Raw genomic sequence first — 15,864 nt, 5'->3', positions numbered from 1 at the left:
CCTGATGCACGTTGCAGCCACCGGCCCCCCGACCGAATATGTGACTGGGCGTGGCGCGCGATGACGAAGCGCTGCGCCCGCTGCGGTGAGCACGAGCCCCCTGAAACACCAGGCTACCGGGAGGCGTCCGAGAGAGGGCTGGAAGATAGCAGGCCGTGGCCGTCCGGCTATTTCACGCCGTCGCGCTTATTGAGTTTGGCCAGGTATTCATTGTAGGCATCGAGCTGGGCGTCGCCGCTGCCGCCGGTCCGGGCCGCGGCGGCGTCGGCCCGGCGGTCGGCCCGGCGGGCTTTGCGGTCGTCGGCGCGCCACCACTGGAAGGCCAGCGCGAGGAGCACGACGAGCGTCGGGATCTCGCCGAACCCCCAGGCGATGGCCCCGCCGGTCTGCTGATCCTCGACCGCGGAGGCGCCCCACGTCCTGCCCAGCTGGTCGTACCAGTCGGAGGCCAGCACGGTGGTCATGCTCATCAGCGCGATGCCGAAGAAGGCGTGGAACGGCATGGTCACGAACAGCAGGAGGAGCCGGGCCACGTGCGGCAACTGGTAGGGAGCCGGGTCGATACCGATGATCACCCAGAAGAACAGGGAGCCGCTGATCAGGAAGTGCACGGTCATCACGATGTGGCCGAGGTGCTCCTCCATCGCGGCGGCGAACAGCGGCGTGAAGTACAGCGCGTAGGTGGAGACGATGAAGATCGCGGTAGCGATCGCCGGGTGGGTGACGAAGCGGACGAACCTACTGTGCAGGATCGTGGTCAGCCACTCGCGGGGCCCTCGGTCGCCCCTGCGGGCGGCGGGCTTGAGAGCACGCAGGGCCAGGGTGACGGGCGCGCCGAGCACCAGGAAGATCGGCACCATCATCGACAGCGTCATGTGCTCGGCCATGTGCACGCTGAACAGCACCTTGGCGTAGCGGGCGACGCCACTCTGGGTGGCGATCAGCAGGATCAGCACACCGGTGAACCAGGCGGCCGTACGCCCCTTGGACCAGGAGTCGCCACGCCGGGTGAGCCGTACGACACCGGCGAGGTAGAGGCCGGCCAGCAGCGCGATGACCGTGCCGGAGAACAGGTCGAACCACCACAGCGAGGCCAGGTTGGCCAGCGAGATCTCCGGCGGCATCGTGTAGCCGAGCACCTCGAAGGCCCTGTCGACGGGCAGCACCGCCGGGGGCGGCGCGGTGCGGGAGAGCGCGACGGCCAGCCCGATGGCCGCGAACATGACGACGATCTCACCGGTGGCGAAGCGGACGAAGGTGCCGGGGCCGCCCGCGGCGAGCGACGGCAGGGTCCGCTTGCGGTGCCACCAGCCGACGGCGCCGAGCAGCGCGAACGCGACGGTCTTGGCCAGCAGCAGCAGGCCGTAGGCGGAGGTGAAGAGCTCGGAGACCGAGGTGAGCCTGGCCAGGACGCTGAACAGGCCGGACAGCCCCACTCCGACGAAGCACCACAGCGCCAGGGTCGAGAAGCGGGCGGCGGCGATCTCCAGGTACGGCTGCCGGCGCAGCGCGTGCGCGCAGAGCACCCCGAGGCCGCCCACCCAGAGCGCGAGGACGACGAGGTGGAGCGCGACACCGGTGGTGGCCAGGTCATGATTGGGCGAGGAGGCGGAGTGGCCGGTCAGCGCGGGCGGGAGCAGGGTGACCAGCGCGAGGATGAGCAGGCCGCCGGCCGCGCCTGCGGTGATCGCCCCTCGGGCGAAGAGCGCGATCGCGACCGAGAAGAGCACGACCAGGGTCAGCGCGATGCCCTGGGAGACCTGGCTGGCGAAGCTGGTGAGCTCGTTGCCGCCGAGCACGTCGGCCACCGGCAGCCCGAGCGCCTCGGAGAGGCTGAACACCATCGTGGCGGCGGCGGCCCCGGCCCAGACGAGGGCGATCCAGGAGGCGGCCTTGACGTAGCCGAGCGCGGGTTTGCCCAGCAGACCCTTGTCGTTGGGGAGCAGGATCGTGGCGGCCAGGAGTACACCGACGGTGAGCACGCCCGCCGCGTCCATCGCCAGCTTCGCCAGCGGCAGCCCCCAGCGGGTGAAGGCCCCCTGGTCGGGCAGGCCGGGAATGATGCGCGGGGTCGCGGCGCCTCCGGCGATCATGGCGATCACCAGGGCGGCGGCGGCCGCCACCGCGGCCGCCAGGGCGAGCCGCACGGCCCGGCTGTTCCCCGGCGTCTCGCTCTGTGCCGTCTGCGCGGCCCGCGCGGGCCCGCTCATGGCCGCTTCTTGTTGCGCATGCTGAGGAACATGCCGATGCCGACTCCGGTCACGCCTCCGACGATGATCCACATCCAGCCGGGCACGCCCTGCGAGGAGCCGGGCTCCTCGTCGCCGACCGCGGCGACCGGGCTGAGCGCGGCGGACGGCGCGTTCTCGGCCGGGGTCTCCGCGGTGACCGGGCTTTCGGCCGCCACCGGGGACTCGGAGGCGGCGGCGGACGGCGACGCTGATTCCGACGCCGATTCCGACGGGGAGGCGGAGCCGAGCAGGGTGAAGGGAATCTCACCCTCAATCGGGTGGCCGTCGGAGGAGACGACGCGATAGGCGATGACATAGTCACCTGGAGGGAGATCTTCCTTGACCTTCTGGGTCACCACCGTGCCGTCGACGACGGGTTTGCCGTCCTGGTGGTTCTCGTCCCCGGAACGTACGACGACGTTCGGGAAGCGCACCGAGGCGGTGAACGTCAGCTTCACCTCCTCCAGGCTCTCGACCTTGGCGCCCTTGGCGGGGTCACTGCTCTTGAGCCGGTCATGGGCGAGGGCCGGCGAGGCGAAGGCCGTGCCGAGCACGAGGGCGACGAGAAGCGCGAGGGCGACCGCGACAGGGGAAGTCTTCATGGCAACCACAAGGCTACCCAGGTGACCGCGCGGTCTCGACCCCCCTGTCCGATCTACCTTCGGCGCGGGTTCTCTGCCCCGCCCTACAGCCCGACGCCGGCCAGCGCCCGCCGGTAGGCGTCGACGCTCCGGTCCGGCTCGTCGATACGTTCCAGGACCCGGGCCGCGGTCAGCCAGGCATGGGCGGTGAAGCGGGTCTCCGGCGCCTGCTCCAGGCACTCCGTCCCGGCGAGCAGCTCCTGCGAGGCCTGCTCCTGCAGGCCCAGCTCCGCGAGGGTCTCACCGTGCAGCAGGCGGGCCTCCGCCTGCATGACCTTCGGCATGCCGTCGAGCAGATCGCAGACGAAGCGCATCCGCTCCTCGGCCCGTTCGGGCTGGGCGAGCAGCAGCTCCGCCCGGACGAGGTTCATCGCGCAGCGCATCTTGTCTATCGAGCTGGCAGAGCTCTCCGCCAGTTCCTTCTCCACCTTCAACAGCACATCACGCCAGGCCTCGGCCTCCATGGGCCGCACGATCAGCAGGACCTGGGCGTAGTCGCCGCGCAGCCGGGCCAGCCTTCGGGCGTCGCCGTACTCGGACTGGATGGCCAGGGCACGCTCGGCCTGCGTGACCGCCTCGTCGGCGTGGCCGCTCTCGACGGCGACGATCGCGGCGCCCCAGTGCGCCAGGGTGAGCGCCTGCGGGCTGGCGAGGAGCTCGGCGGCGGCGATCATCTCGGCGGAGAAGTGACGTGCCCGGAGCAGGTCACCGCGCTCGATGTAGGCCGCGAGCAGCTGGCCGCCCAACCGCATCAGACCGTCCGTCCAGGCCGGCCGGACCGCGCCGGTGAGGATCTCCTCGGGGACGTGCACCGCCCGGGCCAGGTCCCCGCTCTCCCGGTAACAGCGCGAGAGCGCGACCGCGACCGCGACGTGACGCTCGGGGCTCAGAGCCGCCTCGTCACTCTCGCGCAGCCCGTTGAGCAGGACGATCGCCTGCTCCAGGTCGCCGCAGGCCTCGGTCGAGAGGGCCAGGCCGTACTCGGCGTCCTGCCGCATCTGGGGCAGGCCCGCCAGCCCGCCGTCGGCGAGGAGTTCGGCGTAACGGGTGCGAGCCTCGACGACCTCGCCGTTGTCCATGGCCAGCTGCGCGTAGCTGAGCGCGAGCTCGATCTCCTGCATCTGCTCGGCCGTGACACCATTGATCAGATACGTAAGGGAACAGTCGAGTTTTTCGGCCAGCAGCTCCAGCACCGCGGGGGTCGGAGTACGCTTGCCACTCTCGATGAGAGATACGTAACTGTCCGACAGTTCTGGATGGGCGAGCTGCGCCTGGGAAAAACCACGTTGCCGGCGGACGGTTTTGATGCGCTGCCCCACCAAGTCTTGACCAGTCACGTTACCCCTTGAAAGATATCATTTGAGCAGCAGAACCTACGACAGGAGTCTCCCCGTGCGCCGACGTCTTGCCTTGTCTGCCCTCGCCATGCTATTTACGGCTGCTTTTGCCGTCACTGGCAATGCTACGACCGCGAGTGCTGATTCGTCTGCCCCCCCGAAGGACACCGGTAAGTATTCTTTGCAGACGAGCGCCGCCCAGGCCTACCTGGGCTGGGGCTACCCGGACTGAGCGACGGCTCAGCCCGCCGTAAAGACAGGGAACGGAAAGAACCCCTCCCGCCCTCGTGGAGAGCTTCCAGCCGGCGAGCCACTCCACCTGGCGGAACCGGTGCGGCCCGCACCGGTGTGAGCGTGCAGGCCTCCGGCGTGCACGCGCCACGAGACGGGACCCGCGGGTAGCGGCGGAGCCGGGATCCGGCCCCCTTCCGTGGAAGACCATCACCCTTCACGGAGGATCCCGGCCGCAGGCAACACCTACATATAGATCCCATTACATCCGTATAGATTTTATTGCAGGTCACGGCTCGAACCGAGGGGGGCAGCGGCGCCCACCCGCCCCCTCTCATCGGCCATGCCTTTCCGCCCGCCTTTCATCGCCGACCGGCCCGCGGGCCGGTCGGCTCGCGGAATTCGAGCCGCCTCCCCGTGCCGCCGACCGGTCCGCGGGCTTGTCGACTCACGGAATCCATGTCGCCGCCCCCCGTGTCACCGGCCGCGTCTCTCGACACCCCGCTTTTAAACCAGCCATTACTCTAGAAATACATTGAACTAATCCGCTATCAAGTCAATGTCCTAAACCGGTCAGCCGACTTCCCCGAAGACGGAGCGGCCTGTCCACTTCAGGCAGGGAAAAGCCCCCCCGGATGAAGCCGCGAGCGCGGCCTGCCCGGGGAGAGGTCGCGGGACGGCCCGCCCCCCGTGCCCGCCCTCGCCTCGTCCCCCTCGGATCCCGGCCTCCTGCTCGGCCCCACGCGGCCCGTCCCCGGGCATCTCTAGATGATCTCTAGGATCGCCTGCGACAGTCGGAAGGCGGGAATTCCAGAAAGATCCGGCGAGGACCACCGGCCGGGATTCTGTTGCTCCGGGCCTCCGGTCCGAGAATCCCTTTCCTGGCGGCTCTCTCGTCATCGCGGACCGGAACGACAGGACGGAGGGACGATCGATGGACGACTCTCCTTCACGCGCGTACGACGGTGGATCCAGCACACGTGCCACGTGCCTCCCCTTCCGCATCGCGAATCACCCCGGAAATTCATCGGAGTCCGATCCGAGAGCGGCGTCACCTGCCGGGAGGAACACGCGGGTGTTCGGTCAAGCGCAGTTCGCGAGGGGCACATGACCCATTCTTTCCTGACCTCTCCCTCGGCCGGAGGGAGAGACCAGATCCGGCCCGATATCAACACCCTCTGCTCGTCCGCGAGGCGTAGCGTGGCCGTTCTCCTGCCCAATCCCAGAACCGGCGTCGCGTTTTCCCGCATCTTCAATTCGGCTGTCATTCCACCTGGCGTGCGGACGAGGGTCGTCATCGGCTCATCGTCCGGGGCGGCCGGTTTCCCCGAGTCGGTGGAACTGAGGGTCGATCCGCTGATCTCCGAGAGATTCCTGATGATCGACGGCCTCGTCGCCATGACCGGCCACACCTCCCGGATGGCGGTGGTGCGCACCCCCGCACTGGTCACGTTGCTGGGAGAGCTGTTCGAGCGCGTCTGGTCACAGGCCGCACCACGCCGCGAGCGGGAGCCGCTGTCCTCGCTGACGGACCAGGAAAGGACCGTTCTAAGGATGTCCGCGGAGGGCCTGACGGACGAGGTGATCGCCCGCCACCTCGGCCTGACCTCCCGCACCGTACGCCGCCACATGGCCACCGCGATGGAGCGGGTCGGAGCGCAGAGCAGATTCCAGGCGGGAGTCCGTATCGCCAAGGCGGGGATCGTCTAGGCGATCAGCGGGGGACTCCGCGCCGCGAACTTGTCAGATAAGGTCGTTCTCCTCGACTTCGCTGTGTCATGCCCAACCGCGTGTGGAGGCCTGGTGGACGAAACGGAAGCCATTACCACCACCGGCGAAGACCTTCCCGCGGAGAGACTCGGCGTCGACGTTCTGGGACCGGTGACCGGCCGGAGGGGTTCACTCGAGCTCGACCTGGGAGAGCCCAGGCAGCAGGCCGTCCTCTGCATCCTGGCGATCAACGCGGGACAGCCGGTCACCAGAGACCGGCTGATCGACGGAGTATGGGGAGAGCGGCCGCCGAAGACGGCGGAACAGAGCGTCTACACGTACGTGTCCAGGCTGAGACGGGCACTGGACCCGGACCGGGATCCGCGGAGACCTTCGAGGCCGCTGGTCTCCGTCCCCGGCGGATACTCGCTGCGGCTCGCGCCGGAGCAGGTGGACGCCCTGGTCTTCGAGCGCTGCCTTGACCTGGCCAGGAAGTCGCACGCGAAGGACTCGTACGAGACCGCCCTGCACTCCCTGAACAGGGCCTCGGAACTGTGGCGGGGCACGTGCCTGGGCGGGATTCCCGGTCCGTTCGCCGAGTTCGAGCGGCACAGGTTGAACGAACTACGCCTGACCTCGCTGGAGCTGCACGCGGACCTGCTGCTCCTGCTCCGGCGCCCCCAGGAGGCCGCGGCCCGGCTGGCCCCCCTGATCCGCGAGCACCCGCTGCGCGAAAGGCTCCGCGAGCTGCACATGGTCGCGCTTTACCGCTGCGGCCGGCAGGTGGAGGCGCTGAAGGTCTATCAGGAGATCCGGCACCTGCTGGCCGAGGAGTTCGGCATCCAGCCGCACGAGAGTCTCCGCAGGTGCCATGAGCTGATCTTACGCGCCGACCCCCTGCTCGATCTGCCCTCGGCGACGCTCCCCACGCTCCCGGAGCGGGTTCCCCCGCTCCGGGAGCCCTCGCATTCGCGGCACCGCGCCGCCGCCCGGGGAAAGGTGGCTCACCAGTTGCCGCGCGACCCCACCGACTTCGTCGGACGTGCGGAGGAGCTCGTGCGGCTGAGAACGCTGCTCTCTCCCTGGGACGGCCGCCCGCCCCGGCACGTCGTCGCGATCACCGGGGCACCCGGATCCGGCAAGTCGACCCTGGCGCTCCGGGCCGCGCACCTGGTCCGCGACCGTTTCCCCGACGGGCAGCTGTACGTGAACCTGCGCGGGGCGACGCCGGGCATGAGGCGGCTGGAACCGATCGAGGTGATCAGCAGGTTCCTGCGCGATCTTGGTACGCCCCAGCGTGACATTCCCGCCGACCTCGATGAGGCCGCCGCCCTGTGGCGCGGCGAACTCGACGGCCGCGAGACCCTCGTCGTGCTGGACGACGCCGCCGATGAGGCCCAGATCCGCCCGCTGCTGTCGGTGCCGATGGGCAACACGATCCTGACGACCAGCCGGGAGAGCTTCACCCTGCTCGACGACTGTGCCCGTATACCGATCTCCAGGATGCGGCGCGCCGAGTCCTCCACGATGCTCGCGAGACTGATCGGGGAGGAGCGGGTCGCCGAGGACGTTCAGGCGACGGCGCGCCTGATCGACCTCTGCGGAGGCCTGCCACTGGCCGTCGGCATCGCGGGAGCCCGGCTGGCGAACCGGCCGCGCTGGGGCGTTGTCGATCTGGTGAGCCGGCTGGAGGACGAGCGGGGGCGGCTGCGGGAGCTGGCGGCGGGCGATCTCGCGGTCCGATCCAGCCTCGCGGTCAGTCACGACATGCTCGCCGGCAGCGACCACCACCTTGACCGGACGGCCGCCCGCGCGCTGCGCGCGCTCGGCGTGCTGCAGACGGCCGACGTGACGGCACCTGTCGTCGGCGCCCTGCTGGATGTCCCCGCGGACACCGCGGAGCGCGCGATGGAACGGCTGGTCGACGCGCACCTGCTGGAGGAGGACGAGCCGGGAAGGTACCGGCCGCACGACCTGATCCGGCTGTTCGCCGGCGAGCAGGTCGCACGCGAGGAGACGGAGACGGATCGTGACGCCATGCTGGACCGGGCGCTGAGCTTCTATGTCGGGACCACCCGGCTGGCCGTGAAGCTGGCCCGCTACCCTCGCGCGGAGTCGGCGGACGTCGATCTCGGTGCCGATCCTCTCCCGCTCGGCTCGTACCAGGAGGCCCACGAGTGGCTGAACCGGGAACAGGCCAATCTCCTGTCCGCCGCCTTCCAGGCGATGTCCGCTCCCCGGGAGCGGACATCGCGTCTCGGCGTCGCCCTGGTCTTCGCGCTCTTCTGGCACCTCCACCACGCCGGCCTTCCCGCTCGTCTCCTCACCATCAGCCGGCGGACCCTCGTGGCCGGGCAGCGGCTGGAGGATCGCCGGCTTGAGGCGGGGGCGCACAGCCTCGTGGGCCTCGCACTGAACATGGTCGGCCGTCTCGAAGAGGCCCTGCGCCACTTCCGGCAGCACCTGATCCTGTGCCGTCGGCTCTCCGAGCGGCATGGTGAGCAGAAGGCGCTGGGCAACCTCGCCATGAACTACCTCGCACTCGGCTGCTACGAGAAGTGCATCGACTGCGCCGAGAAGCAGCGGGAGGTCGCGGACGCGATCGGGTACAGGTCGGGCGAGCACTACGCGCTCACCATGATCGGTTCGGGATACCACGGCCTGCGCCGGTTCGAGCAGGCACTGGCCATGCTGGACGAGGCCCTGTTCAAGTGCCGCAGGGACGGCAACCTGTATCAGGAGACGGCCGTGCACGAGAGGCTCGGCGGCGTTCACCTCGACCTGGGGGACGCCGCGGCGGCCAGGGCCTCCTTCGAGGCCGGCCTCGACTGCGCGCGCGCCGCACAGGTGGTCGTCGCCGAACCGTACCTGCTGCTCGGCCTGGCCCGCTCCCTGCGGCTCCTCGGCGAGGTGGAGCAGGCCGTGACCTACCTGGGGCGTTCCGTCGCGTCCGCCAGGGCGACGGGGAACGACGAGGTGGAGAAGGAGGCGTCGGCGGAGCGGGCGGCCATCGGGGCCACCCGCGAGAAACCGTCCACCGCCCCGGGCCGGATGATGGCTCTCTGAGGACCGCGAGCCCAACGGGCTGATCACGCGCACCCGGCCGGGCACAACCGTAAGAGTCGCTAACGACCGCCTCCCGCGTTCCCCCGGGTCTGCCATGTCCGGCCCCGTACCCGGCTGATGTACTACCAGAGTGAGCGGCATCGAAACGCGGCAGAGCCTGGGCATCGGCGAGAGCGTCCTGCGTCCCGACGGGACGCTGAAGGTCACGGGCGAGTTCGCCTACTCCTCCGACCTGTATCTGGCGGACATGATCTGGGGGGTCACCCTGCGCAGCCCGCACCCGTCGGCGTGGATCCGCTCGATCGACGTCGGCCCCGCGCTGGCCATGCCCGGCGTTTACGCGGTGCTCACCCACGAGGACGTGCCCGGCGAGAGGTTCTACGGGCTGGACCACAGGGACCAGCCGGTGCTCGCCATCGACCAGGTCCGCTACCAGGGTGAGCCGGTCGCGCTGATCGCCGCCGACCACCCCGAGCGCGCCAGGAGGGCGGCCGAGGCCGTCATCGTGGAGTACGAGGTCCGCGAGGCCGTCACCGACCCGCGCCGGGCCGCCTTCGACACCTCCTGTCCCGCGGTCCACGAGCGCGGCAACGTGCTGCGCCACCAGCCGATCCGGGTCGGCTCCACGTTCGAGGCCCCGGTGGTGGTCACCGGCGAGTACGAGGTCGGCATGCAGGACCAGGCCTTCCTCGGCCCGGAGTCCGGGCTGGCCGTACCCGCCGAGGACGGCGGGGTGGACCTGTACGTCGCCACGCAGTGGCTGCACGCCGACCGGGGCCAGATCGCGCCGTGCCTGGGACTGCCCGAGGAGAAGGTGCGGCTCTCGCTGGCCGGGGTGGGCGGCGCGTTCGGCGCCCGTGAGGATCTGTCCATGCAGGTCCACGCGTGCATGCTGGCCCTGCGCACGGGCCGTCCCGTGAAGATCGTCTACAACCGCGAGGAGTCCTTCTACGGCCACGTCCACCGGCACCCGGCCCGGATGCGCTACGAGCACGGCGCCACCCGCGAGGGCAGGCTGCTGTACGTCAGGGCGGAGATCCTGCTGGACGGCGGCGCCTACTGCTCCACCTCCCCGGCCGTGGTCGGCAACGCGGCCTCGCTGGGGGTCGGCCCCTACGAGGTGGACAACGTGTGGATCGACGCCTACGGCGTCTACACCAACAACCCGCCCTGCGGGGCGATGCGCGGTTTCGGCGCGGTGCAGGCCTGCTACGCCTACGAGTCGCAGATGGACAGGCTGGCCGAGGCGTGCGGGATCTCCCCCGTCGAGGTCAGAATCCGCAACGCGGTCTCCCAGGGGTCGAGGCTGGCCACCGGGCAGGTGATCGATTCACCCGCGCCGCTGGCCGAGATGCTCGCGGAACTCGCCGCGATGCCGCTGCCCGCCGCCCCCGCCGCCCCCACCGCCTCGGACGACGCGGGCGGGACGGACCTGCTGAACATGCCGGGCGGCATCTCACAGACCACCCACGGCGAGGGCGTGCGGCGCGGGGTCGGCTACGGCGTGGGTATCAAGAACATCTGCTTCTCCGAGGGCTTCGACGACCACTCGACCGCCAGGGTGCGGGTGGAGCTGATCGGCGGGGAGCCGCACGTCCTGGTGCACACGGCGGCGGCCGAGGTGGGACAGGGTCTGCTGGTGGTCCAGGAGCAGATCGCCAGGACCGAGCTGGGGATCGACACGGTGACGGTCGCGCGGGCGGACACCTCCGTCGGGTCGGCCGGGTCCTCGTCGGCGTCCCGCCAGTCCTACGTCACCGGTGGTGCGGTCAGGGCTGCCTGCCAGGCCGTGCGGGAGCGGCTGGACAAGCTGCGGGCCGACGGATCGTCGCTGGTGCAGGCTCTGGAGCTGGCCGGGGCCGTGGAGGAGACCAGGGAGTACCGGCATCGGCCCACCTTCCCGCTGGATCCCCTCACCGGGCAGGGCGACTCCCACACCCAGCTCGCGCTGTGCGTGCACCGCGCGGTCGTGGACGTGGACGTGGAGCTCGGCCTGGTCAAGGTGGTGGAGCTGGCCGCGGTCCAGGACGTGGGCCGGATCATGAACCCGCTCGCGCTGGAGGGCCAGATCCACGGCGGTTCGGCCCAGGGGCTGGGGTTGGCGCTCATGGAGGAGATCCAGGTCCAGGACGGGGTGGTGCGAAACCCCTCGTTCACCGACTACCTGATCCCCACCATCCTCGACATGCCGCCGATGCGGGTGTCGATCCTGGAGAACCCGGACCCGCACGCCCCCTACGGCCTGCGCGGCGCGGGCGAGCCGCCCACCCTCTCGTCCACCCCCGCGGTGGCCGCCGCCGTACGGGCCGCGACCGGCCTGCCGCTGCCCCGGGTGCCCATTCGCCCCCATGACATCGCCTTGAACGGGTAAGAACCGCCCATCCCCTCCACGTCCGGAGGGGAGACCATGGATCGCTTCTTCGAGCTTTCGGCCAGGGGGACGACGGTCGGCCGCGAGCTCCGGGGCGGGATAACCACCTTCATGGCGATGGCGTACATCATCCTGCTGAACCCGATCATCCTGGGCGGGGCGACGGACGTCACGGGGGCCAGGCTGTCGACCCAGCAGCTGACCACGTCGACGATCCTCGCGGCGGCGGTGAGCACGCTGCTCATGGGAGTGATCGGCAACGCACCGCTCGGGGTCGCGACCGGGCTCGGACTGAACGCGGTGGTCGCCTACCAGGCCGCGCCGCACATGACGTGGGCTCAGGCGATGGGGCTGGTCGTGCTGGAGGGGCTGGTGATCGTGCTGCTGGCCGTGTCCGGGCTGCGGCAGCTCATCATGAACTCCATCCCGCTGGCGCTGAAACACGCGATCAGCGTGGGTATCGGCATGTTCATCGCGCTGATCGGGCTGGTGGACGCGGGTTTCGTCGGCAGGGGTACGGGGTCGCCGGTCCAGCTCGGCACCACCGGGCGCCTGACGGGCTGGCCGGTGGCGCTGTTCTGCCTGGGGCTGCTGGTGATGATCGCCCTTTTCGTGCGCAAGACCCGGGGCGCCATCCTGATCGGCATCGTGATCACCGCCGTGCTCGCCGTCGTGATCGACACGTTCACCACGGTCCCGCCGGAACTCTGGGGTGTGGTGATCCCCCGGATGCCGGAAGCGGTGGTCGGAGCGCCCGACTTCGGGCTGGTCGGCCAGGTGGACCTGTTCGGCGGATTCGCCCGCGCCGGTGCGCTGACCGCCACCATCGTGCTGTTCACGCTCGTACTGTCGGGGTTCTTCGACGCGATGGGCACCATCATCGGGGTGAGCGACGAGGCGGGCCTGGTGGACGAGCAGGGCCGGGTGCCCCGGCTGGGAGCGATCCTCACCGTGGACGGCGTGTCCGCGGCGATCGGGGGTCTCACGAGTTCCTCGGCGAACACGGTGTTCGTGGAGTCGGCGGCCGGGGTCGGCGAGGGAGCCAGGACCGGCCTGGCGTCCGTCGTCACCGGTGCCCTGTTCTCACTGACCCTGCTCTTCACCCCGGTCGCCACCGTCGTCCCCGCCGCCGCGGCGGCGCCCGCGCTGGTCCTGGTGGGCGCGCTGATGATGACCCAGGTCAGGAAGGTGCCCTGGGAGGACCTGGGCATCGCGATCCCGGCGTTCCTGACGATCGTGCTGATGCCGTTCACCTACAGCATCACCAACGGGGTGGGCGCGGGCGTGATCTCCTACGCCATTGTCCAGACGGCCCTCGGCCGGGCCCGGAGGATCCCGTGGCTGCTCTGGGTGGTCAGCCTGATCTTCGCGGTCTACTTCGGCGTCGACGGCATCGGAACGCTGTTCTTCTGAGCCGGCCCGGATCGCACGGGGCCGCTCTCAGGACCTGTCGTTCAGCTCGCAGGCGATCCCGTTCTTGTTCCCGTCGATGTACCAGTCGTACTCCTTGTGAATCCCCTTGTGGTACGGGCCGTAGCCGTTGTCGTTCGCCTCCTTGCAGGTGCGGTATTTGGGGTCGAGGTCTCCGTCGCCCGACGTGGCCGGAGCGGTGTTCCGGGTGACGGGGTTGGTGGCGGCAGCGTCCGTTCCCGGCGGGGTCGTCGCGGCCGGGTCCGTCCCTGGCGGATTGGTCGCGGCCGGGTCCGTCCCCGCCGGATTGGTCGCGGCCGGGACGCCGTTGTTCGACGGGCTCACGGGCTGGTTGGGCTGCGGGTCCGTGGCCGGATCGGCCGGCGGGGTGAAGACCGACGTGTCGTCCGGCCGGGGGCCGGCGGTCGACTCCGTGCCGATGCCGCTTGAGCCGAGCAGCCGGACGACCATCGCGTCCGCCTGCTCCTTGGTGAAGGAGCCGGCGATGCTCAGGCTGTCGGCGGTGATCGCCTGGGCGACCCGGGGGGCCGCCACCACCTTCTCCCCCACGACGATCGCGATCTGCTGCCTGACCGGGTCGTCCTCCTTGACCACCTCCTCGGTCAGGTCGGTGATCTGCTCGCGGAAGGTGGGCGCGAACGCGATCCTGACCGAGTAGGTGCCGTTCTTCTCCTTGATCGCCTCGATCTTCCGCACGGCGTTCACGGTGACCCCGGCGGCGACCGAGTAGCAGTTCTGCCCGAGGTCGTCGGGGTAGGTCTCCGGAAGCGTGCAGGCTCCGGCCTTCGCCTCGGTCACCGGGGCGAAGTGGATGGGAACCGCCAGCCGGCTGGGCGGCTTGGCGCCGAGCGGCATGTCGGGGTTGCGGGTCATGAGCACCGCGATGGTGCCGAGCACGCCGGTGATCAGCACGACGACGACCAGGGTGGTCAACAGGATCGCGGTCGTGATCCGGCTCGCCCTGGGCACCCCCGGCGCCCCGTTCGGCGGACCTCCGGCCTGCCTGCCACCGGCCTCCGGACCGCCCGCTCCCGGACCGCCCGCTCCGGGGCCACCCAGCCCCGGACCGCCCGGACCCTGACCACCCGGCCCCGGCACGCCCTGACCCGGCACGCCCTGACCTGGGCCATCCGGTCCACGGTCGCCGAAACCCGGGCCGGCGAACCTCGTGTCACCGGGGTCCGAACCACCGGGCCCCGGACCTTCGGAGCCGGGATCGCCGGGCCTCGGACCAGCGGGGCCGGAACCACCGGAATCAGGGCCGCCGGGACCAGGTTCGCCGGGGGGCTCAGCGCCCGGTTCCCAGGGGCCACGGGCATGGCGTCCGGTTGGGGCGCCGGGACGCTCGGGCGGCGTGAAGGCGTCACGGCGCTCCGGCGGCGTGAAGGCGTCGTAGGAGGATGAGGGTCCCCATGACGCGCCGGCGGGCTCGTCAGACCCTGCTGGAGGTCCCTGCGGTATGGGCGGCCCACCCTGCCCCGCGTGCATCCCCATCGTCATATCCCCGTATTCCTCGCATCTGTTCGCGGCGAGCCTATCGATCAGCGCGGGAAGCCGGTAACCCCGCAAGTCAGGATGGACACCGACAGGCCGGGCGTCGACGGACCGCTGACGGTATGCCACCGGCGCCGCCCCTTTCCTGCCACCTTGCGCGTGATTACTCACTTTCGGGGAACGCAACGTGAAGAAGAGGACACGTGCCCACCCTGGAGGAGCCGTGAAGATCTCTGTTCCCAGCGAGGTCAAGAATCGCGAGTACCGTGTGGCCCTGACTCCCGCCGGAGCCCATGAGCTCATCCGGCACGGCCACGAGGTCCTCGTCGAGAAGGACGCCGGGGTGGGGTCCGCCATTCCCGACGCCGACTTCCGGCGCGTGGGCGCGACCATCCTGGACTCCGCGGACGACGTGTGGGCCGAGGGCGACCTGGTCCTGAAGGTCAAGGAGCCCGTCGCCGAGGAGTACCACCGGATGCGCAAGGGGCAGGTGCTCTTCACCTACCTGCACCTGGCCGCGTCGCCGGCCTGCACCCGGGCCATGCTCGAATCGGGGATCACCGGCATCGCCTACGAGACGGTGCAGAACGCGGACGGCTCCCTGCCTCTGCTGGCCCCCATGTCGGAGGTGGCCGGACGGCTCGCCCCGCAGGTGGGCGCCTATCACCTGATGCGCCAGGGCGGCGGGCGAGGCGTGCTGATGGGCGGGGTGTCCGGCGTGCACGCGGCCAGCGCGGTCGTGATCGGTGCCGGGGTCTCCGGTATGAACGCCGCGGTCATCGCGCTGGGCATGCAGGCGGAGGTGCTGCTGCTGGACCGTGACATCGACAGGCTCCGCCAGGCGGACATGATCTACAGGGGCCACTGCAGGACCGTCGCCTCCACCGCCTACGAGATCGAACGGGCGGTGCTGGACGCGGACCTGGTCATCGGCGCGGTGCTGGTCGCGGGCGCGAGAGCCCCCAAGCTGGTCGACAACGACCTGGTCTCGCGGATGAGGCCCGGTTCGGTCCTGGTGGACATCTCCATCGACCAGGGCGGCTGCTTCGAGGACTCACGGCCCACCACCCACGACGATCCGACGTACCGGGTGCACGGCTCGGTGTTCTACTGCGTGGCCAACATGCCGGGCGCGGTCCCGCACACCTCGACGTACGCCCTGACCAACGTGACGGTCCCCTACGCCCTCGCGATCGCCGACCTGGGCTGGCGGGAGGCCCTCCTGGGCGACCCCGCGCTGGCACGGGGCCTGAACACGCACGAGGGGCACCTGACCAACCGGCCCGTGGCCGAGGCTCACGGGCTGGAGGCGGTGCCCCTGGAGTGGGCGTTGCGGGCCTAGATCAGGACCT

9 protein-coding genes are annotated in these 15,864 nt (G+C 70.2%); 5 read left to right on the top strand and 4 right to left on the bottom strand.

Annotated elements, in window-relative coordinates:
* Window positions 1–167 precede the first annotated feature (167 nt).
* The 3 genes from ACWD3H_RS10415 to ACWD3H_RS10405 form a co-directional block, all read right to left on the bottom strand.
* On the bottom strand, window positions 168–2,210 hold the full coding sequence (locus ACWD3H_RS10415) for a cytochrome c oxidase assembly protein (protein WP_355569223.1): 2,043 nt from the start codon (window positions 2,208–2,210) through the stop codon (window positions 168–170).
* Window positions 2,207–2,833, bottom strand: coding sequence for a copper resistance CopC family protein (locus tag ACWD3H_RS10410; RefSeq protein ID WP_451954733.1), 627 nt, complete (start codon window positions 2,831–2,833; stop codon window positions 2,207–2,209). Before ACWD3H_RS10410 ends, ACWD3H_RS10415 begins: the two co-directional genes overlap by 4 nt.
* Before the next feature lie 83 nt (window positions 2,834–2,916).
* Window positions 2,917–4,209: a helix-turn-helix domain-containing protein gene (locus tag ACWD3H_RS10405; protein WP_451954732.1), complete on the bottom strand. Its 1,293-nt coding sequence runs from the start codon at window positions 4,207–4,209 to the stop codon at window positions 2,917–2,919.
* 1,509 nt (window positions 4,210–5,718) lie between these two features.
* Between ACWD3H_RS10405 and ACWD3H_RS10400 the strand changes: the two genes are divergently transcribed.
* From ACWD3H_RS10400 to ACWD3H_RS10385, 4 genes are all read left to right on the top strand, one after another.
* Window positions 5,719–6,150 carry a helix-turn-helix domain-containing protein gene (locus ACWD3H_RS10400; RefSeq protein WP_451954731.1) on the top strand — a complete coding sequence of 144 codons (432 nt, stop codon included), beginning with the start codon at window positions 5,719–5,721 and terminating at the stop codon, window positions 6,148–6,150.
* A gap of 93 nt (window positions 6,151–6,243) precedes the next feature.
* Entirely contained in the window at window positions 6,244–9,216 is a 2,973-nt protein-coding gene (locus tag ACWD3H_RS10395) for a BTAD domain-containing putative transcriptional regulator (RefSeq protein WP_451954730.1), read from the top strand.
* A gap of 130 nt (window positions 9,217–9,346) precedes the next feature.
* On the top strand, window positions 9,347–11,587 hold the full coding sequence (locus ACWD3H_RS10390) for a xanthine dehydrogenase family protein molybdopterin-binding subunit (protein WP_451954729.1): 2,241 nt from the start codon (window positions 9,347–9,349) through the stop codon (window positions 11,585–11,587).
* A 36-nt stretch (window positions 11,588–11,623) separates the two neighbouring features.
* Window positions 11,624–13,000: an NCS2 family permease gene (locus tag ACWD3H_RS10385; protein ID WP_451954728.1), complete on the top strand. Its 1,377-nt coding sequence runs from the start codon at window positions 11,624–11,626 to the stop codon at window positions 12,998–13,000.
* 27 nt (window positions 13,001–13,027) lie between these two features.
* Here ACWD3H_RS10385 and ACWD3H_RS10380 read toward each other — a convergent pair whose 3' ends face one another.
* Window positions 13,028–14,131, bottom strand: coding sequence for an excalibur calcium-binding domain-containing protein (locus ACWD3H_RS10380; protein ID WP_451954727.1), 1,104 nt, complete (start codon window positions 14,129–14,131; stop codon window positions 13,028–13,030).
* A 604-nt stretch (window positions 14,132–14,735) separates the two neighbouring features.
* On the opposite strand from ACWD3H_RS10380, the gene ald reads away from it, so the two are divergent.
* The gene (gene ald, locus ACWD3H_RS10375) at window positions 14,736–15,854 is read left to right on the top strand and encodes an alanine dehydrogenase (RefSeq protein WP_451954726.1); all 1,119 of its coding nucleotides are present in this window, start codon (window positions 14,736–14,738) and stop codon (window positions 15,852–15,854) included.
* The last annotated feature ends 10 nt before the right edge of the window (window positions 15,855–15,864 follow it).

This window comes from Streptosporangium sp. NPDC002607 (assembly GCF_053592655.1).
The sequence above is the reverse complement of the archived record's forward strand: the minus strand, read 5'-3'. Positions and strand labels throughout refer to the sequence as shown.

Excerpts from the sequence above, each read along its gene's own strand:
- ACWD3H_RS10415 (WP_355569223.1), bottom strand. The coding sequence starts at position 2,210 with ATGAGCGGGCCCGCGCGGGCCGCGCAGACGGCACAGAGCGAGACGCCG.
- ACWD3H_RS10410 (WP_451954733.1), bottom strand. The coding sequence starts at position 2,833 with ATGAAGACTTCCCCTGTCGCGGTCGCCCTCGCGCTTCTCGTCGCCCTC.
- ACWD3H_RS10385 (WP_451954728.1), top strand. The coding sequence starts at position 11,624 with ATGGATCGCTTCTTCGAGCTTTCGGCCAGGGGGACGACGGTCGGCCGC.